The sequence below is a fragment of the Dyadobacter soli genome (assembly GCF_900101885.1).
Classification (GTDB): Bacteria; Bacteroidota; Bacteroidia; order Cytophagales; family Spirosomataceae; genus Dyadobacter; species Dyadobacter soli.
Map to the genome: position 1 here is coordinate 243,609 of NZ_FNAN01000013.1, position 19,448 is coordinate 263,056.

Here is a 19,448-nt window from a genome sequence, read left to right on the forward strand (position 1 = left end):
GATGACAACGACGAAAGAATCGACTAGGATCGAAGGCATTGGCGTGTCGCCGGGCATTGCGCTGGGGCAGGCGTTCGTCATACGGCGGGAGGCTGCTGTTGCTACGGGTATCAGGGTGAACAATGCAATGGAGGTTGCGGACGAGATCGGGTATTTTGATAAGGCTGTGTCGCGGTCGGTCGCGGAAGTGGAGGCATTGATCGCCGAGCTGGCCAACCGCGGTACCGACGACGGGCTGGATATTCTCGAAACCCAGATCGAATTCCTGACCGATCCGCAACTACGCGGCGATACGGTACAGAAAATAGAGCAGGAATTGAAAACAGCCCACGACGCGCTGATGGAAGTCACCGACGCATTGGTGCAGCTTTTCCTGCGCATGGACGACGCATATATGCAGGCGCGTCACGCGGACATACGCGACGCGGGCGACCGCATTCTGCGCCATCTCAGCGGCAGCCCGCACACGCAGCGCGTTTACCCGCAAGGATGCATTATCATCGCCGACGACCTGAGCCCCTCCGATACCATCGCCCTCGACCTCACGCTCGTCGCCGGATTTGCGACGCAAACGGGCGGCAGAATGTCCCACGCGGCTATTGTCGCGAAGGCACGTGGCATTCCGGCGGTGGCGGGCTGCGGTACTGCGCTGAACGGGGTAGATGACGGCGATTTTGTGGTGCTGGATGGGCTGGCAGGGCAGGTACTGGTATGTCCGGATGCAGAGACGATCGGCATTTACCGGGAAAAGCAAGCGCATTTTGCCGAACAAATGGCCTTGCTCAGGTCGCTCAGAGACCTGCCGGCCGTTACCGGAGACGGATGCGCGGTTGAACTGCTGGCCAACATTTCGGAACCCGACGACCTGGACCAGGTCATCGAAAACGGGGGAGAAGGCGTGGGGCTGCTGCGAACGGAGCTGCTATTCATGGGCCGCGACGCATTGCCGGACGAGGACGAGCAATTCGCATTTTACCAGGAAATCGCATTGAAAGCAGGCAAACGCCCTGTTACCATCCGCACGATCGACATCGGCGGCGATAAAGAGGCACCTTACCTCGGATTGCCGAAAGAGGAGAACCCGTTTCTGGGTTATCGCGCCATTCGCATTTGTCTCGACCGGACTGATATTTTCAAAACCCAGCTTCGTGCTATTTTAAGGGCCAGTGCATTCGGGAATTTCAAAATCATGTTTCCGATGATCGGCAGTGTGCAGGAGGTGCGGGCGGCCAAAGCCATGATGCAGCAGGTACGCGTGGAGCTGGAAAACGATGGCATTGCATTCGACGCCGGAATGCAGGCAGGTATTATGATCGAAATACCTGCGGCGGCCGTCATCGCCGACCTGCTGGCGAAAGAGGTGGATTTTTTCAGCATTGGTACCAACGACCTTATTCAATACACACTGGCCGTCGACCGCATGAACGACCAGGTAGCACCGCTGTACGATGGTTTTCACCCCGCCGTGCTCCGGCTGATTGCCCGGGTGATCGAAGAAGCAAACCGGGCGGGCGTTCCTGTAAGCATGTGCGGCGAGTTGGCCGGTGATCCGCTCGCGACGCGGCTACTGCTCGGAATGGGCCTGCGTGCGTTTTCCATGAGCGCCGTTTCGATACCGTGGATCAAACAGCAGGTGCGCGAAACTACGCTGGCTGATGCACAATATGTTTTTGAAGCAATCAGAGGCCTGGATACCGCCGGCGAGATCAGGGATTTTTGTAAAAACAATTAGTTGACTTCAGAACATTTATATGATTTCCAAAGACTACACGATCCTTGCGCCGGAAGGCATTCACGCAAGGCCTGCCACAGCGCTCGTAAGGCTGGTAAAAAAATTTAAGTCCGGTATCAGCCTTCAAAAGGGCGAGAAAACGATCCAGCTGAACAGTATGCTTAATATCCTGGCATTATCCACCAAGGGCGGCGACCAGGTGTCGGTCCTGATCGACGGCGAAGACGAGGAAGAAGCGGCTTCGGCCATCGACGTATTTTTCACGGAACACCTGACCACACCTGACCATACCTGACCATACTTGACCACACCTGACCATTACTATGAAAATTACCATTTGCAAGAGCGAACACGAGTTCAATGTTACCGCAGCCTGGCGGATCATCGCCCAGATGCTGGAAAAGCCCGACGCGGTGATCGGGCTCTCTACCGGCCAAACGACGATCGATATGCATGCGATCGTTTCGGACGTTTACCGGCAGTATCCATTCGATGTGTCGCGCATTACCCTTTTCAACGTCGATGAGCTGACGAACCTGCCGCGCGCGTATGCGGGAAGCTGCTATACGATGATCCTGAACCAGATCGCCGGGCCGTTGGGCATTCCGCCGGAGAACTTTATCATGCCGCCCACGATGTCCAACGATTTCGAACGCGAGGCGCGGCTTTTTGAACAACAACTCACCGAAAGGGGAGGCGCCGATCTGCAAATGCTGGGGTTGGGGATGAACGGGCACATCGGCATCAACCAGCCCGGCACGCCTTTCGAGAGCGAGACCTGGGTGTCGCCGATGGACCCCGATTTTGAAGCACGCGTACGTAGGGAGACGCAGGTGCCCGCGGAAACCATCCTGGGCGGGCTCACGCGCGGGATCAAAAACATCATGCATACCCGCAAGCTGATCCTGATCGCCAAAGGCCCGCGCAAAGCGGAAATGGTTGAAAAGGCCATTCTGGGGCCGGTTACCACTGATATTCCCGCTTCCATTGTTCAGATGCACCCCAACTGCGAGATTTTACTCGATGCCGACGCCGGGGCGCTGATCGCGGGCAGGGTGTAATCGGTCGTTGAAAACGTGCCGTCTGTCGCCGGGAGTTGGCACATCCGGGGGAATGCGATAAACTTGCCGGTGCATTTGCCGCGCATCCCGTTCGTTCGTATTTCCACCCAATTTTACCAGCCATGAAAACCGTGCACGAACGCGCGCTTGCAACCATTTTGTGGGCCGCCCTTCTTTTCCTGACCGCCTGTTCCAAAGACAAAACGCCCGAGCCCGAACCAGAGCCCGTGCCCGACGAAACCGGAACATCGGCCGGCCACCTGATCCGGGAAATCTATTGGGAAAACTACGATTACCGGGCCGCCGTGAGTTACCGTGCCGACAGCAGCCTCGACCACGTCAAGTACCAGGCTGCCAACGGCAAGACCGAGCTCAAAACGCATCGGTATGATGATAAAACATTAGCGGAAATCGATGTGGCGGGCTCGTTAGCGAAGCGGATTTACGGGTATGACGAGAAGGGCAGGCTGAAAACGATCCTGAACGTGAAGAAGCACGCCGGGCCATATGATAATGCGCAGAAACTCGTGTTCCTGTACGACGATGCGGGCGTGGTGCAGAAGCTGGAACGCTACCAGATCACGCCCGCCGGTACGAGAATGGACATCGTCAATCATTATGAGTACGATAAGGCGGGCGAACTCACGCGCGTACGCACGGAGCAGTCGGATGGTTATCAGACGATCACGAATATCAAAGGTTATTCCCCGGCTTTCGACGGCGACCGCTGGCTGTTTATCGAGGATTTCAGTAACCCGGATTACGCCGTTTACAATTTCCCCGTTCTCAAGGCGATGAAAGGCCGGCTGCCGCTGCAAATCACCTACGAAATCCCTGGAAAAGACGGCACTTTCAAAACCGAGCGCATTACGACGCAGCAGTTTGAGATTGCGGACAAAAAGCTTCAAAAAATGAAGGTTACCGTCCGGTATCCTGAATTTTCGCAGGCCGGCAATGAGTCGGAGGTAAGTTTTAAGTATTGAAGGGCGGAATGCTGGATCTTTCCTCGGTTGTTTTGTAATTCAATGCAGTTGTGGCGCCGCCGGTGACGTCGATGACCGTGCCGGTAATAAGGGTAGCGAGATCGCTGGCGGCAAATACGGCTGTATTGGCGATGTCGTGCATTGCCGGGAGCCTTTTGAGCATGGAATCATTTCTCAGGCCGCCCAATATCTGTTCGCCGGTCTGCTTGTCCAGGGTTGCGATGGCCTCCACGAATACGCGGGAGTCCGGTGAGCCGCCCGAGCGGATCGTCACCACGCGGATGCCGTGCGGGCCCAATTCCGAGGCGAGGTTTCGGGTAAAACTTTCAATAGCGCAGCAGGCAACGCCAAACCCGCCGGTGCCCGGATAACCGATGCCGCCCGGAGTGGCCGTCAATGCGAGGATTACGCCGCTCTTTTGCCCACGCATGATCCGTCCCGCGGCGGTGCCGGTGATGAATTGCGATTGCATGGCTATCTGGATCGGGCGCACGAAATCCTCCAATTTCATCTCTACCAGCGGAATATCCTGGGTGTCTTTCAGGCCAATCGCGCAGAAAGAGATGTCGATAGCGCCCGTTTGTTTGTATACCGACGAAAGGTAGTCATTGACTGCTTTTTCATCCAGCGCATCTACCTGATCGACTTGCACTTTTCCGCCCGCCTGACGGATTGCTCCGGCAGTTGCCTCGACGGGTTCCAGATGAATGCCCGACAGAAGAAGATTTGCCCCGGCGGCTGAAAAAGCTTTGGCTACGGCGGCTCCCAGTGAGCCTCCGGCTCCGTAAATGACCGCGGTTTTGTTTTGTAGAAGCATGGCGTTAGTGCATTTTGTGATATTGCAAACTTAGCTTCTGATTATCAATAAAAAGAGGGGAACAGCCGACATTAAAAAGGGGGAATCGGGCCAAAAACAATGCAGGCCGCATGTAACCGGATTCGCAAACCTGTTCGCCTCTGAACACTCTGCCGTTCGTTTCTGAACACATAAAAGTTTTCAAATAGGTTCGTATAGCGCAATTCGGTAGTATTTCGAAGTATACTTGCGCGGGACTGGTATTTGCTGGTGTATTTTAAATTCATCGCTTCCTAACCAGCCTGATAATGATCAAAAACTACCTGAAAATCGCGTGGCGTAACCTGACTAAGAATTCTCTTTTTTCAGCGGTTAATATGATTGGCCTTTCCATTGGAATGGCAACAGCGATATTGATTGGTTTGTGGTTATGGGATGAACTGTCATTTAATAAATACCATCGGCATTACGATCGCATCGCGCGCGTGATGCAGCACCAGACTGCGAATGGGGAGACATTTACAGGCACCGCCACGCCGCTTCCGATGCGGGATGCGCTGGCGAGCGAGTTTGGCAATGAGTTCAGTCATATTGCATTGTCGTCATGGACAGAAGATCGTATCCTGGCATACGGGGGCAATCAATTTACGAAAAAGGGCAATTGCGTCGAGGCGGATTTTCCAGCGATGATGTCCGTTAAAATGCTTCGGGGAACGGCCAAAAACCTGGACGATCCTACGTCTGTGTTACTTTCCGAATCTGTTGCAAAAGCATTGTTTGGTAATTCCGAGCCGATCGATAAGGTTATCAAAATCGATAACAAACACCTTTTCAAAGTTACCGGTGTGTATGAAGATTTTCCTTATAATACCGAATTCTGCGACGTTTCTTATTTGCTTCCCTGGAAGTTTTTCCGGGAAAATACACCCTGGGTGCAGCGCTCCGAAACAAATTGGGGAAACAATTCTTTTCAATTGTTTGCAGCAATTACGCCGGGTAACAGTTTTGAAAAAATCTCTGCCAAAATCGAAGGCACTAAGGCGCGGCATGCGAAGGAAGAAGCCCGTTTCAATCCACGGATGTTTTTGAATCCGATGAGCCGCTGGCACCTGTATTCGGAGTGGAAAAATGGTATCCCGGTTCGCGGCCGCATTCAGTTTGTGTGGCTGTTTGGTATGATCGGCGCGTTTGTATTGCTGCTGGCTTGTATCAATTTCATGAACCTGTCCACGGCCCGGTCGGAAGGGCGGGCCAGGGAAGTAGGCATTCGCAAGGCGGTCGGTTCGGGGCGCGGGCAGCTTGTTTCGCAATTCCTTCTCGAATCGGTACTGATGGCGATAGCTGCATTCCTTTCGGCATTGATCATCGCAAGTTTACTACTGCCGGTGTTCAACGCGGTTGCCGACAAACAGATCGTATTTCCGTGGAATAGCACGCTGGGCTGGGCGGTTGCATTGGCTTTTACATTGCTCACCGGCGTCTTTGCGGGCAGCTATCCTGCATTGTTTTTGTCGAGATTCAATCCGGTAAAAGTGCTTAAAGGCGCTGTGCAGTCGGGGAAAGCGGCTGTGTTGCCCCGGCAGGTGCTCGTGGTGGTGCAGTTTACGATCTCCATCACATTCATCATCGGCACGCTCGTCGTACTCCGGCAGATACAATATGCCAAAGACCGTCCGACAGGCTTCGAACGGTCGGGGCTGGTTTCTATTCCGCTGAATACCCAGGAGCTGCGGGGGCATTACGAAGTGGTACGGCACGATCTGCTGCAAACGGGCGCGGTGGCGCGGGTTTCGGAAACTTCCTCGCCCGTCGACGACGTATGGAGCAGCGACGCCAGTTTCAGCTGGCCGGGCAAAGACCCCGATCAGGTGGGCGACTTCGGCACGGTAGGCATTACACACGATTATGGGGCTACGGTAGGCTGGAAATTTGCGCAGGGGCGCGATTTTTCCCGCAGCTTCGCCACCGACTCGCTCGGTATCGTCCTCAACGAAAGTGCGGTACGATTTATGGGTATCGCCAAGCCGGTAGGAATGAGCATCCAATGGAACGGCCTGCAATACACGGTTATCGGGGTCATCAGGGACGTCATTACCGGCTCGCCGTTTACGCCTGTCCTACCCACCATTTATATGCTCAAACCGGAATGGGCCGACATCATTTACGTAAAACTGAACCGCGAAAAGAATGTAAAACAGGCGCTCTCCGCCATCGAACCCATATTCAAAAAACACAACCCGGGGAGCCCGTTCGAATATAAATTTGCCGACGACGAATACGACCGCAAGTTCCGCGCCGAAGAGCGTATCGGCCAGCTGGCCTCCATTTTCACCACGCTTGCCATATCGATCAGTTGCCTGGGACTTTTCGGCCTGGTATCATTCCTGGCCGAGCAGCGCCGGAAGGAAATAGGCATTCGCAAAGTACTGGGCGCCTCGATAGCGAGTGTGTGGGGCCTGCTGACGAGGGACTTTATTGTACTTGTCGCCATTGCGTCCGTATTCGCCGTTCAGCTTTCTTATTATGCATTAAGCGGCTGGCTCGAAAACTATGCTTACCGGATGGAGCTCTCGTGGTGGATTTTTGCCATGGGAATCGTCGGCGCGCTGCTTATCACGCTGCTTACCGTGGGCTTCCAGGCTATTAGGGTCGCATTGATCAACCCCGTGAAGAGCCTGCGCGGCGAATAGGAGAAAAAATAGGGTCGCATTTTAACTTAGGTGAAAAAATAACTTAATCCGAACGGGCAATTTTGGAGCAACAAAACTTCTAAAAATCAGATTTATGTCAGCTCCATCATTTTCTCAGGCAACACACAGCCAGCCTGTTAGCATTGCCAGATCCTTGCGCAACCTGTATTTTATCCGTGCGGCCTTTTCGGTGAGCTGGGTGGTTCTCGTTGTCCTTTTTGCCAAAACATCGGAGAATATCGCCACTTTCCTGCTGATCATTTATCCGGCGTGGGACGTTGCCGGTACATTACTGGATATCCGCGCTAACCGCGGCAGCGTCTCAAAGCTACCTCAGTATGTCAATGCCGCAATCAGCGCCATTACTACCGTCGCTGTCGGTATCGCATTGCAGCGGGGCATTCCGGAGGCATTGATCGTATTCGGTTTCTGGGCAATCCTGACCGGGCTCATCCAGCTGATCCTCGGCCTGCGACGCAGGAAATCACTCGGCGGGCAGTGGCCTATGATCATCAGCGGGGCGCAGTCGGTTGCCGGCGGCGGTTCGTTCATCGCGCTTGCCCACGATCCCACGATGGGAATCACCAGCCTGGCAGGTTATGCGGCATTCGGGGCATTCTATTACCTGCTTTCGGCATTCAGGTTAAATAAAACCGCTTCGCACGTCAGCGCAGACTGAGCTTTGACCGGCCAGGTTTCGCCCGTATCCATCGTCACTTTTTGACGCGTTTCCGGATGCGGCTCAGCGACGGGTTGGTGATACCCAGGTAAGATGAAATGTGGTATGCCGGAATGCGCTCCACGATGTTGGGATGTTCTTCCAGCAGCCTCAGGTAACGTTCTTCGTGGGAAAAGAACATAAATTCTTCCGCACGGGTCTGCGCATAGGAAAAAAACAGTTCCGCGAGCAGCCGGCCGAATTTGCCCCAGTTCGGGTTCGTTTCATAGAGACCATTGAGATCTTTGTAGGAAATAAATACAATTTCCGAATCCTCCATGGCCTCTATGAAATACCAGCAGGGATTGCGGGAAATGAAGCTTCTGAACGAAACCACGAACTGGTTTTCCGAAAAGAAGAAGAGGTTTTTGTCCCTGTCCGTCTGCGGATCGCGGTAATATATCCTGAAAATCCCTTTTACGACCAGGCCGAGGTCGTTGCAAACCATGCTTTGCATATTAAAAAAATCGCCTTTCCTGATCGTTCTGGGTTTCCAGAATGGCTGACTTTCAGCAATATCCTTATCCGTCAAGGCATCGAATTGTCTCAAACGCCTTGCGATGATTTCGTTTTTTTCTGACATAATAGCGCAAATGTCGGCCAAGCCGTTCAACTCATTTTTCACTTTGGTTAAAATTCCGGCAATGCAGGATTTCAATCAAAGCAACAGGCCCTATTTTTTCAGGGTTCCGATGTGTTTGTAGGTATTGATAAACAAACCTGATGGCGTAGCCTTGGAGGATCTTTCTCATGGGTTACAGGAATAATATGGATTTGGAAGATCGGGGATTAATTGCCCAATGTCAACTTCCGGTCTTCGAACAAATTCTACCTGATCATTGTTTTCACGGTCTGTTACAGCCTGCATTACCGACTCGCATGCTGATTGTTGAACGAAACGAAACAATATGTCAAGCAGATCCACAACAGAACGATTACCATAGACGGAATAGCGGTTTTTTACCGGGAAGCGGGTGATGCGGCCAATCCGTCCCTGCTGCTGTTACATGGCTTCCCGACATCCTCGATCGCTTTCAAAAATTTGATGATCGCCATGTCCGATCATTATCACCTGGTGGCTCCCGATTATCCGGGGTTTGGTTTCAGTCAATTTCCGATACCGGATCATTTTGCCTATACTTTTGGAAATATTGCGGCTTTGATCAACAAGTTCACCGAAGCCATCAATCTCGACAAGTTCTTCATTTATCTTCACGATTACGGCGCGCCGATCGGGCTGCAGATATGCCTGAACCATCCGGCCAAAATTGCGGGTATCATCGTGCAAAGCGGCAATGCGCATCGCGAGGGTATGGGGCCGGAATGGGACGAGTACATTAAATACTGGTACAACCCGACTCCCGGAAAAAAGAAGGAGCTCATGGCGTTTCTCAGCGCGGAAGGTATTAAAAACCAGTATTTTGGCGGGCTTCCGGAGGAAATATTACCCAGGGTCAGCCCGGAATTATGGATGCTCGACTGGGCGTTTTTGAAAAGGCCCGGCAACATTGAAAAGCAGTTCGAATTGAATTGTGATTTCAAAACACATTTCGAAATGTTCCCTGCCTACCAGGCCTATTTCCGTGACTACCAGCCGCCAGCCCTGGTCATTTGGGGCAAATATGAGATATTCTTTTCAGTCGAGGAGGTACCATGCTACCAGCGCGACCTCCCCAATGCCCAAGTCCACATTTTAGACGGCGGCCACGACGTGCTGGACACGCACTTTGATGTGGTGTTGAGGCTAATACGGGATTTTGTGGACGATTCACTCCGATTGCAGTGATTTGACCGGGTTGGCCAGCGCCGCTTTAATGCTTTGAAAGCTGACCGTCAGGACGGCGATGCCGAGTGCGATGAGCCCGGCCAGCACGCATAACCACCAGTTGATTTCAATGTGATAGGCGAAACTTTGCAGCCAGCGGGTCATGACATAGAATGCAAGCGGGCTTGCGAGCAGGATCGCCAGCATGACGATGAGCAGGTATTCTCTGGTCAGCAGTGTGACAATGCCCGATACCGAGGCGCCAAGTACTTTTCTGATGCCGATTTCCTTGACTCGCAGGCTGGTCGAGAAGGTGACGAGGCTCAGTAAGCCCAGGCAGGATACGAAGACGGTCAGGAATGCGAAAATGTTGAATAGCATCATCATAATGCTGTCTTTCCGGTATTGTGCTTCAAAAGTGCTGTCGAGGAACCGGTATTCGAATGGGAAATCGGGATAATAGCTTTTCCAGGAACGCTCGATCGCAGCCAGGTTGTCCGGCTTGGTTTTGACCATCAGGGACGCAGGAGGAGCAGTATTGTAAACCATCACCAGCGGTTCTATCGCATTGTGCAGCGACCGGTAATTGAAATCTTTAACGACACCAATCACTTCTCCTTTGTGAAAGAAGCCATCTATCGGTTGCCCAACCGGGTTTTTCCAGCCCGACATTTTTACAAATGCCTCGTTCACAATGAAGCCTCCATTCCGGTCCGAAGCCCGGCCGGATGACAGGTTTCTTCCCTGCAACAATTTGATATTCAGTATTGGGAGAAAATGCTCGTCAATGAAAAAGTAGTTGCATATGACTTCTTTTTTTCTGCCATTCGCTTTGAAAATGGTCGTCCCCGCAGGATAGGTCTCGTCCACCGACATGACGTTCGAACCTACCGTAACCCGCTTCACGTAGCTCTGCTGACGAAGCATCGCCCCGAAAGCATTCATTTTCGACCGGCCGGCCGAATCGTCGGGAGCGGAAATGGCCAGTACCTGTTCCCTGTCGAAACCCGGGTTGTGGTTTCGGAGGAATTTCATTTGCTGGCGGATCACCAATACCCCGAAAACCATCGCGACGGCGATGGAAAACTGAAAAAGCGTGATCCCTTTTCTGAGCCATGCAGAATGCCCGTCGGCCGTCAATGTGCCCTTTAAAGCTTTCACAGGCTTGAAAGACGACAATATAAATGACGGATAGACGCCCGCGAGAAGCGTAATTGTTAGCAGGCTGAGCGCTCCGGCAACCATAATACTGCTCCATTCGACGGTCAGGTTAATTTGAAGCAGGCTGTTTAAAAACGGGACAGACAGTTTGAGGAGAGCTGCGCCGATCAGCACGGACATGGCGGTGATGATCAGAAATTCGAAGAGGAATTGTGAAACAAGCTGGCCACGCCGTGCGCCATTGGCCTTCCGGATGCCTACTTCCCGCGATCTTTCCATGGCCGTTGCCGTGAGCAGGTTAATGTAGTTCAAAACGGCAATGATGAGCACGAACAACGCCAGGAACGAAAACAGGTAGCCATATTGCTTGTTGCCCTTCGGCGTGTCGCCCATCTTGCCGGCACTGTAATGGACGTCTTTCAGCGGCTCGGTCTGGAAAATAAGCCCGTAACCGTCCGCACCCTGCGCTTTAAGTTCCGGTTGAATGTACCGCTGGCTCAGTGACCGAAGTTTTTGGTCAAATAGCTTTAAATCAGGGTTTTGTTTGAAAAGTGCGAAAGTGTAAACCGGGAAATCGTCGCTAAGCCAATCTTTGGCACCTGAAAAGTCGCGCGAGAGCATAACGGAAATTTTCAAGTCCGAGTTAGAAGGGAGATCTGCCACTACGCCCGTAATTTGATAATGCGTTTGATTGATCTCGATAGCCCGTCCCAATGCCGGGGAATCTCCGAAATATTTCAGGGCAAATGTCCGGGTAACGACGGCGGTGTTAGGTTTGCGCAATGCATTCCCCGGGTATCCTTCCAGAAAAGTGAAAGTGAATACATCAAAAACCGGTTGTTCGGAGAAGTAGACATCTTGCTCATTTTGTATTCGCTGCTGATGTCTCACAGTCGCCTGCGCAATTTGCAGGCGGGCCGTCTTTTCAATCTCGGGGTAATCTTTATTCAGGTAAGAAGCCAGCAACACCGGTGTGTTGGCCATCAGCATCGGCTTGTCGGGCGTCTCGAATTTGGAGGTAATGCGTACAATTCTGTCCGATTTGTCGTGATGGCGGTCGTAGCTGAACTCGTGTTTTACATAAAAAACGATCGTCAGGCAAACCGCCAGCCCGATCGCCAGTCCGCCGATATTTATGGCGGCGTAAAACTTTCTGCGCCAGAGGTTTCTGATTGCAATTTTGAGATAGTTTTTCAGCATTGTCGTCACGGAATTGTTTTAGTGTTCAGCATTATCGCCTTATACGTCGTTCCGATCAAAAGTGTTGACAAAATTGTAACCGCTTATCAAGGCCAAATTCCAGATTTGTGCTAATAATGTCAGGATTAGTGCAAACTGTAAACTCACCCATACCGTACTTTTACCATCGCAATTGATCAGTATTTAAGCAAACACACAGATGGGAATCGTCCGGATCTTAATAGGTTTGCTTCTTGTAATACTACCCATCACCCATCAAAAGAGTCACGCCGCGCGTGTTACCAGCTCCGATGGGTTACAGCAGTCACAAGTAGCAGCATCCGAGGTAAAGGAAAATCTTTACCACGATTTTGCTTTGGTAGAAACCCAGGAAAAGGCCTCCGACATTGTTGCCGAAGATGCCGGCAACCAGGGATTTGCCAGCTTACTGCATTCTTTCTCCGAGATTTACGATTTCCTCAAACTGCTTTGGCCGCAAGGCCGTTCAGCGCAAACCGACCATTCTCCGGCTGGTTTGTCCGCTATTCCCCGGTACATCCTGTACCACTGCCTCATTATTCCTTTCCACCGTTCGTAGTACCGCCGGCTTCCGGCCGTGTCCTTTTCGTGGGCGCATTGTAACCGTTTTTTCAGGTGTATTTCAATCCCGCGCCTTTGCGCGCAAGGGGCTGCTATGGCTATGCAGTATATACATCAGCGTTACAGGAAACCGCTGTCCGCCGATTCCATTTTCCGACAGTCCCGATCGGCGGCATTGCTATGCTTCTTAATCCGAATTTCCACCAACCATAATCATTTCAAAACATGCATTTAACACCAAGGGAAACAGAGAAGCTGATGCTTCATCTGGCGGGAGAGCTTGCGCTCAAACGCAAAGCCAGAGGGGTGAAACTGAACTACCCCGAGACGATCGCGCTCATCAGCAGCTACATTATGGAGGGCGCGCGCGACGGCCGTTCCGTGGCCGACCTCATGCAGGCAGGAGCGAGCGTGCTCACACGGGACGACGTAATGCCCGGCGTGCCGGAAATGATCCACGACATCCAGATCGAGGCGACGTTCCCCGACGGGACCAAACTGGTCACCGTTCACGATCCTATCCGCTAATCCTTAAACCCAACCACGATGATACCAGGAGAAATTTTTGTAAAAAAAGGGGAGATCGTCTGCAATGAGGGACGGCCCACCATTCAGCTCGAAGTGACCAACACGGGCGACCGCCCGATACAGGTGGGATCGCATTTCCATTTTTTTGAAGTAAACAAGGCCATGGCGTTCGACCGTGCCAGCGCATTCGGGATGCGGCTGAATATTCCTGCCGGCACGGCCATCCGCTTCGAGCCGGGCGAGGGCAAGCCGGTGGAACTGGTGGCGCTTGGCGGCGCCCGCCGCGTGATCGGGATCAATAGCCTCGTGAACGGCGACACTACTTCCGAGAGCAGCAAAGCCGCTGCGGTGCAAAAAGCCGAATCGTTAAACTTTAAAACCAACTAAGATGAGCCTCATAGTTAGCAGAGAAAAATATGCGAACCTGCTCGGGCCGACGGCCGGGGATAAAGTTCGCCTCGGGGATACCGACCTCATTATCGAAATTGAAAAGGATTATGCCGTGTATGGCGACGAGGTGAAATTCGGCGGGGGCAAAACCGTGCGCGACGGGATGGGACAATCCGCTACCGCATTGCGCAGCGAGGGCGTGCTCGACCTGTGCATTACCGGCGCGATCATCATCGACCACTGGGGTATTGTGAAGGCGGATATCGGTATCAAGGACGGCAAGATCGTCGGTATCGGCAAGGCGGGTAACCCCGACATCATGGACGGCGTCGACCCGAACCTCATCATTGGCGCGTCTACCGAGGTGCATGGCGGCAATGGGTACATTGTAACGGCTGGCGGTATCGATACGCATATTCACTTCATCAGCCCGCAGCAGATCGAAACGGCGCTGTACAATGGCATTACCACGATGATCGGCGGCGGTACCGGCCCGAATGACGGTACCAATGCCACTACGGTGACTCCTGGCGCGTGGAATATCCGTAAAATGCTGGAAGCCTCGGACGAATACCCGATGAACCTGGGTTATTTCGGGAAAGGTAATTCGGCTTCGCTGGATACATTGGCCGAGCAGATCGAAGCGGGTGTATTGGGTTTGAAAATCCACGAGGACTGGGGCGCTACGCCTGCGGTGATCGACGCATCGCTCCAAATGGCCGATAAATACGACGTGCAGGTGGCAATACATACCGATACGCTCAACGAAGCCGGGTTTTTGGAAGATACCATGGCGGCGATCAACGGCCGTGTGATCCACACCTTCCACACCGAAGGCGCAGGCGGCGGACACGCGCCGGACATTATCAAGGCATCGATGTACCCGAATGTACTGCCCGCATCCACCAACCCGACGCGGCCTTACACCAAAAACACCATCGACGAACACCTCGATATGCTCATGGTTTGCCACCATTTGAGCAAGGATATCAAGGAGGACGTCGCTTTTGCGGACTCCCGCATTCGTCCCGAAACCATTGCGGCAGAGGATATTCTGCACGATATGGGCGTATTCAGTATCATGAGCTCCGATTCCCAGGCGATGGGCCGGGTAGGAGAGGTGGTAACCCGCACCTGGCAGACAGCCAGCAAGATGCGCGCCCAAAGAGGCGAACTCGACGAGGACAAAGGCCACGACAACGACAACTACCGCGCCAAAAGATACGTGGCCAAATACACGATTAATCCCGCCATCGCGCACGGTATTTCGCAGTATGTAGGCTCGATCGAGTCGGGTAAAATCGCCGACCTGGTGATCTGGAAACCTGCATTGTTCGGTGCTAAGCCGGAAATGATCGTGAAAGGCGGCTTTGTGATCGCTGCCAAAATGGGCGACCCGAATGCGTCTATCCCGACGCCACAGCCGGTGATTTACCGCAATATGTTCGGTGCGCACGGCAAGGCCAAGCTCACGACCTGCTTCAATTTCGTCTCGCAGGTATCGCTGGACAATGGTGCCATTGCTTCCTACGAGTTGGGTAAAACCTGTTTGCCGGTAATCGGTTGCCGCAACATCGGCAAGAAGGACCTGATCCACAACGACAAGACACCTGTGATCGAGGTGAACCCCGAGAACTACAAGGTGACCGTCGATGGCGAGCATGTGACTTGCGAGCCTGCTGATAAACTACCGCTTGCGCAGCTGTATTACCTTTTCTGATGAGTTTAAACCCTTCCTTTCTTCCGGATGCATTGCTTCCGGAAGAAAGTTTAGCCCCGTATTTCACTATGAAAAAAATCATAAAGTCCACGATGCTGACCGCCGCGATACTTATCCTTCCGGCGATGCATGCATTCGCGCAGCGCCTGCGTGCGGACGAGGATGGCCCTAAGGGACAGTTTATGCTCTACGGTTCGCTGGATTATTCCAAAACCAATGCGCCCGGCAACCATACCAGCTCATTCAGCACGAGCCCCGGCGCGGGCATTCCGCTCGGTCTGGGTTATTTTATCAATAACAATGACCTGATCGGCGTCAATTACGCATTCTCTTCGCAAAAACAGTCGGCGACGGGCTACTCGATGAAGCAGAACGAGGCCGGGATCTGGTACAGTCCTTCTGTGATGATCGGTAAGTATTTCCTGCTCATCGCCCAGGTGGATGCGCATTATGTGTGGGGATCGCAGGAGATCGAAGCGCCAGGCGTACCTGCGCGGGAGAAATTCACCGGTTACCGCCTGCGGGCCTACCCGATGCTCGGCGTGCTGCTCGGCAAGGGCTGGGCATTGAAGTTCAAGTTCGGGGAGTTGTCGAACCTGATGACCAAGCCTTCCAATGGTGCTTCGACGAACAATTTTGTGGCGGGTTTAAGTGGCGCCACATTCGGTACGGGCATTTCCAAAAATTTCAATTTCAAAAAGAAACATTAAATGATCCTCGTAAACCAAATCATCGGCAACCACGCGGATACGGTCCTTGGCGACCGGGCGATCGATCTGCTGGAAATCGAGTGGTTCGAGAGTACCAAAAGGATTCAGCGCAAAACCACCGCCCACGGCCAGGAGATCGCGATCAAGTTCATGCGCGAGGGCCAGCGGCTGCGGCAGGACGATATCCTGTATATGGACGACGCGAAAGCCGTGCTGGTGCATATCAAACCCTGCGATGCCATTGTGTTGTCGCCCGCCAATATGCTGGAAATGGGCACGGTATGCTACGAGATCGGTAACAAGCATTTGCCGCTATTCATCGAGGACGACCAGGTGATGATGCCTTTCGAGCACCCGATGTTCCGGTGGTTGGAAGCGAGCGGTTACCGGCCCGAGAAGCAGTTCCGGCAGCTTTTGAATTTACTCAAATCCAATGTAGAGCCACACGGCCACGGCGGTTCTGAAAACTCTCTTTTTAACAAAATCATCAACCTCGCCTCGCAGGTGTCCGGTAGCAATGGAAGATAAAAATAGCCAGAACACATTTCTTACCAGCCTGCTCCACCTCTCGGACCCTACGCTGCCAATCGGAGGCTATGTGCATTCCAACGGCCTGGAAACCTACGTTCAGAACGGGCAGGTGCATTCTGCCGCTACGGCCCGGGAGTTTGTGGAGAACATGCTGCGCAACAATCTCAAATACAACGATGCCGCTTTCGTGCGCCTCGCCTACGAAGCGACGGCCGCGAACGATCTGGCCGCGCTGATCGAACTGGACGAGGAATGCAGTGCATTGAAAAGCCCGCGGGAGATCCGTGAAGCGAGCCAGAAGCTGGGGCTGCGGCTGATGAAGATTTTCAAGAGGAAGCAGACGTTCCCCATCTCGGAACAATTTGAAAGCGCCGTGGCGAATGGCGAGGCTGATGCCCATTACTGCATTGCGTTCGGGATGTTTGCCAGCCTGCTGGGTATCCCGCTACAACAGGCGATGGAGGCATTCTATTATAATGCGGCGGCCGGTTTCGTGACCAACAGCGTGAAGCTCGTACCGCTCGGACAGCTCGACGGCCAGGAAATCATGTTCGGGCTGCTGCCATTGATGCAAACCCTCGCTGCCGAAACCTTGCAGGTCGACCGGGCGCTGGTGGGCCTTTGTAATACCGGGCTGGATATCCGGTGCATGCAGCACGAACGCCTTTACTCGCGCTTGTATATGTCCTGAGATACTTTGTCAAATGGATGATAACCAATTAAATATAAAGAAATGATGACTGAAAGAACCTATTTGAAAATAGGCGTGGCAGGACCGGTAGGCTCCGGCAAGACCGCGCTGCTGGAATGCCTCTCGCGCCGGATGATGAACGACTATAACCTGGCCGTGATCACCAACGACATTTATACCAAAGAGGATGCCGAGTTTATGGCGAAAAACAGCCTGTTGCCCCGCGAACGAATTATAGGCGTGGAAACCGGCGGCTGCCCGCACACCGCCATCCGCGAGGATGCCAGCATGAACCTCGAAGCGGTGGATGAGCTGGTAAAGCGCTTCCCCGACATTGAAATTATCCTCATCGAAAGCGGCGGCGATAACCTTTCCGCCACATTCAGCCCCGACCTGGCCGACGTCACCATTTTTGTGATCGATGTGGCCGAAGGGGAGAAGATCCCGCGCAAAGGCGGCCCAGGCATTACCCGCTCCGATCTGCTGCTGATCAACAAGATCGACCTCGCCCCGCACGTAGGCGCGAGCCTGGAAGTAATGGAGCGGGATGCGCGCCGGATGCGCAAGGGCCAGCCGTTTGTTTTTTCCAACCTGCGGTCGGGAGAAGGGGTGGACAGCATTATCAACTGGATCAAAAAATATGCCCTCCTGGAAAGCATTGCAGAACCCAACCTGGTGAGATAGTGGATTGTAAACTCAACATTACGGCCGGATACCGGGCAGGGAAGTCCTACATGAAGGACGTGTTCGTATCGCCGCCGTTTCGCGTAGTACCCGTCGGACAAACCATGTCCGACGATGCCGCTTACCTGATGGTGATGAGCTCGTCGCCGGGAATTCTCGATGGTGACCATTACGACCTCATGGTGCAAGTGGAGGAAAACGCCCAGCTGCAATTGCAATCGCAGTCGTACCAGCGGCTTTTTACGATGGTAGGAGGGGCGTCGCAACTAATGCGGGTCGCATTGGCCGACCACAGTGCATTCTCCTACGTGCCGCACCCCATTGTGCCCCATACCGATTCGACCTTCAAAGGCATCACGCGGGTGGAAATGGGCGAGGATTGCAGTTTGCTCATGAGCGAGATCATTACCTGCGGCCGCAAGCACCACGGCGAAGTGTTCCGTTTCACGCATTTCCAGAACCTCATCGAAGTACGGCACCGCAACCGGCTGATCCTGAAAGATAATGTGCTTTTACAGCCGGATTTAATGCAGCTGGGCTCGCTGGGGCAGTTGGAAGGCTACACGCACCAGGGTACGCTCATTTACATTAATACCCAAAAACAGCCCGTGGAAGAACTGATCGAGCATTTTTATGAAATGCTGGATGCCGAAAAGGATATGCAATGCGGCATTTCGCGCATTCAGCACGACGGCTTCGTAGTGCGTTGCCTGGGCAACGGCGGCGAGCAGATCTATAACTGTTTCCAGCGCATTCAGAATTTCATCTGGGAAGAACAACACATCCTCGCATCATGAACTCGACCCTCTTCGTCCTCGCACTCACGGCCGCTTCCATCAGCATTATCCATACCGCCTCCGGGCCGGACCATTACCTGCCGTTTATCGTCCTCTCGCGCTCACGCCAATGGACGCTCGCGAAAACGGTCCTGCTCACGGTCGCCTGCGGGTTTGCGCACGTGTTCAGTTCGGTGATTTTGGGGCTCGTCGGCGTATTTCTGGGCTGGCATCTGAACAAGATTTCCTGGTTCCAGGACATCCGGGGCAACCTGTCGGGCTGGGCATTGCTGCTGTTCGGGCTGGGTTACCTGCTCTACGGCCTCTACCACGCCTACCTGAACCCCGCGCACAAGCATTTCGACGTGATGGACGAGGACGTGTACGTGTATGAGCACCGGCACGGGGAGATCGTCATGCCCGACAAGCGCGTGAAGGTGACGCCGCTGATCCTGTTCATCATTTTCGTGATGGGCCCGAGCGAGCCGCTCATTCCGCTGCTGTTTTTCTCGGGTACCAACCGTTCCATGGCCGAAGTGACGGTACTCATCGTCGTGTTCACGCTCTGCACGGTGGCTACCATGCTGGCGATGGTACTCCTCGGCTGCTATGGCTACGGCTTCATCCGGACCGAGAAGCTGGAACGCTACGTCCACGCCGTGGGCGGAATGGCCATTACCTGCTGCGCGGCGGGGATGGTGTTTCTGGGGTGGTGAATTATATCAAATCCTTT

20 protein-coding genes are annotated in these 19,448 nt (G+C 53.4%); 17 read left to right on the forward strand and 3 right to left on the reverse strand.

Features of this window, described 5'->3' with window-relative positions; translation table 11 throughout:
• The first annotated feature begins 1 nt into the window (after window position 1).
• The 4 genes from ptsP to BLQ88_RS22450 all read left to right on the forward strand — a co-directional run bounded on the left by ptsP (window position 2) and on the right by BLQ88_RS22450 (window position 3,776).
• Window positions 2–1,732, forward strand: a complete 1,731-nt coding sequence (ptsP, locus tag BLQ88_RS22435) for a phosphoenolpyruvate--protein phosphotransferase (protein WP_090154639.1) — start codon at window positions 2–4, stop codon at window positions 1,730–1,732.
• 19 nt (window positions 1,733–1,751) lie between these two features.
• Window positions 1,752–2,027, forward strand: coding sequence for an HPr family phosphocarrier protein (locus tag BLQ88_RS22440; protein WP_090154641.1), 276 nt, complete (start codon window positions 1,752–1,754; stop codon window positions 2,025–2,027).
• A 28-nt stretch (window positions 2,028–2,055) separates the two neighbouring features.
• The gene (locus tag BLQ88_RS22445; RefSeq protein ID WP_090154643.1) at window positions 2,056–2,793 is read left to right on the forward strand and encodes a 6-phosphogluconolactonase; all 738 of its coding nucleotides are present in this window, start codon (window positions 2,056–2,058) and stop codon (window positions 2,791–2,793) included.
• A 122-nt stretch (window positions 2,794–2,915) separates the two neighbouring features.
• A complete protein-coding gene (locus tag BLQ88_RS22450) occupies window positions 2,916–3,776 on the forward strand; it encodes a hypothetical protein (RefSeq protein ID WP_090154646.1) in 861 nt (286 codons plus the stop codon).
• On the opposite strand, the gene BLQ88_RS22455 is transcribed toward BLQ88_RS22450, so the two are convergent.
• Window positions 3,766–4,593, reverse strand: coding sequence for an SDR family NAD(P)-dependent oxidoreductase (locus BLQ88_RS22455; protein WP_090154648.1), 828 nt, complete (start codon window positions 4,591–4,593; stop codon window positions 3,766–3,768). The genes BLQ88_RS22450 and BLQ88_RS22455 overlap by 11 nt on opposite strands.
• Before the next feature lie 287 nt (window positions 4,594–4,880).
• Here BLQ88_RS22455 and BLQ88_RS22460 point away from each other — a divergent pair, with 287 nt between their 5' ends.
• Window positions 4,881–7,262 carry an ABC transporter permease gene (locus tag BLQ88_RS22460; RefSeq protein ID WP_090154650.1) on the forward strand — a complete coding sequence of 794 codons (2,382 nt, stop codon included), beginning with the start codon at window positions 4,881–4,883 and terminating at the stop codon, window positions 7,260–7,262.
• A 94-nt stretch (window positions 7,263–7,356) separates the two neighbouring features.
• Window positions 7,357–7,941 (forward strand): hypothetical protein, encoded by a 585-nt coding sequence (locus BLQ88_RS22465; protein ID WP_090154652.1) that lies wholly within the window; start codon window positions 7,357–7,359, stop codon window positions 7,939–7,941.
• Between the two features lie 34 nt (window positions 7,942–7,975).
• Here the strand turns inward: BLQ88_RS22465 and BLQ88_RS22470 are convergent, their stop codons facing one another.
• Window positions 7,976–8,563, reverse strand: coding sequence for a Crp/Fnr family transcriptional regulator (locus tag BLQ88_RS22470; RefSeq protein WP_090154721.1), 588 nt, complete (start codon window positions 8,561–8,563; stop codon window positions 7,976–7,978).
• 306 nt (window positions 8,564–8,869) lie between these two features.
• On the opposite strand from BLQ88_RS22470, the gene BLQ88_RS22475 reads away from it, so the two are divergent.
• A complete protein-coding gene (locus BLQ88_RS22475) occupies window positions 8,870–9,766 on the forward strand; it encodes an alpha/beta fold hydrolase (RefSeq protein WP_176885070.1) in 897 nt (298 codons plus the stop codon).
• Here the strand turns inward: BLQ88_RS22475 and BLQ88_RS22480 are convergent.
• Entirely contained in the window at window positions 9,749–12,106 is a 2,358-nt protein-coding gene (locus BLQ88_RS22480) for an ABC transporter permease (protein ID WP_090154656.1), read from the reverse strand. The genes BLQ88_RS22475 and BLQ88_RS22480 overlap by 18 nt on opposite strands.
• A 199-nt stretch (window positions 12,107–12,305) precedes the next feature.
• Here BLQ88_RS22480 and BLQ88_RS22485 point away from each other — a divergent pair, with 199 nt between their 5' ends.
• The 10 genes from BLQ88_RS22485 to BLQ88_RS22530 all read left to right on the forward strand — a co-directional run bounded on the left by BLQ88_RS22485 (window position 12,306) and on the right by BLQ88_RS22530 (window position 19,431).
• Window positions 12,306–12,683, forward strand: coding sequence for a hypothetical protein (locus BLQ88_RS22485; protein ID WP_090154658.1), 378 nt, complete (start codon window positions 12,306–12,308; stop codon window positions 12,681–12,683).
• A 227-nt stretch (window positions 12,684–12,910) separates the two neighbouring features.
• Window positions 12,911–13,213 carry an urease subunit gamma gene (ureA, locus tag BLQ88_RS22490; protein WP_090154660.1) on the forward strand — a complete coding sequence of 101 codons (303 nt, stop codon included), beginning with the start codon at window positions 12,911–12,913 and terminating at the stop codon, window positions 13,211–13,213.
• 18 nt (window positions 13,214–13,231) lie between these two features.
• Entirely contained in the window at window positions 13,232–13,600 is a 369-nt protein-coding gene (locus BLQ88_RS22495; protein WP_090154662.1) for an urease subunit beta, read from the forward strand.
• A gap of 1 nt (window position 13,601) precedes the next feature.
• Window positions 13,602–15,323 carry an urease subunit alpha gene (gene ureC / locus BLQ88_RS22500; protein ID WP_090154664.1) on the forward strand — a complete coding sequence of 574 codons (1,722 nt, stop codon included), beginning with the start codon at window positions 13,602–13,604 and terminating at the stop codon, window positions 15,321–15,323.
• 68 nt (window positions 15,324–15,391) lie between these two features.
• Window positions 15,392–16,033 (forward strand): outer membrane beta-barrel protein, encoded by a 642-nt coding sequence (locus BLQ88_RS22505; RefSeq protein WP_090154722.1) that lies wholly within the window; start codon window positions 15,392–15,394, stop codon window positions 16,031–16,033.
• Complete coding sequence (ureE, locus tag BLQ88_RS22510) at window positions 16,034–16,561, forward strand: urease accessory protein UreE (protein WP_229212809.1); 528 nt, start codon at window positions 16,034–16,036, stop codon at window positions 16,559–16,561.
• Window positions 16,551–17,255 (forward strand): urease accessory protein UreF, encoded by a 705-nt coding sequence (locus BLQ88_RS22515; RefSeq protein ID WP_090154666.1) that lies wholly within the window; start codon window positions 16,551–16,553, stop codon window positions 17,253–17,255. Before ureE ends, BLQ88_RS22515 begins: the two co-directional genes overlap by 11 nt.
• A gap of 42 nt (window positions 17,256–17,297) precedes the next feature.
• The gene (gene ureG, locus BLQ88_RS22520; RefSeq protein WP_218132945.1) at window positions 17,298–17,939 is read left to right on the forward strand and encodes an urease accessory protein UreG; all 642 of its coding nucleotides are present in this window, start codon (window positions 17,298–17,300) and stop codon (window positions 17,937–17,939) included.
• A complete protein-coding gene (locus BLQ88_RS22525; protein WP_218132946.1) occupies window positions 17,939–18,736 on the forward strand; it encodes an urease accessory protein UreD in 798 nt (265 codons plus the stop codon). The genes ureG and BLQ88_RS22525 overlap by 1 nt, the downstream gene beginning before the upstream one ends.
• Window positions 18,733–19,431 carry a hypothetical protein gene (locus tag BLQ88_RS22530; RefSeq protein ID WP_090154668.1) on the forward strand — a complete coding sequence of 233 codons (699 nt, stop codon included), beginning with the start codon at window positions 18,733–18,735 and terminating at the stop codon, window positions 19,429–19,431. Before BLQ88_RS22525 ends, BLQ88_RS22530 begins: the two co-directional genes overlap by 4 nt.
• Window positions 19,432–19,448 lie beyond the last annotated feature (17 nt).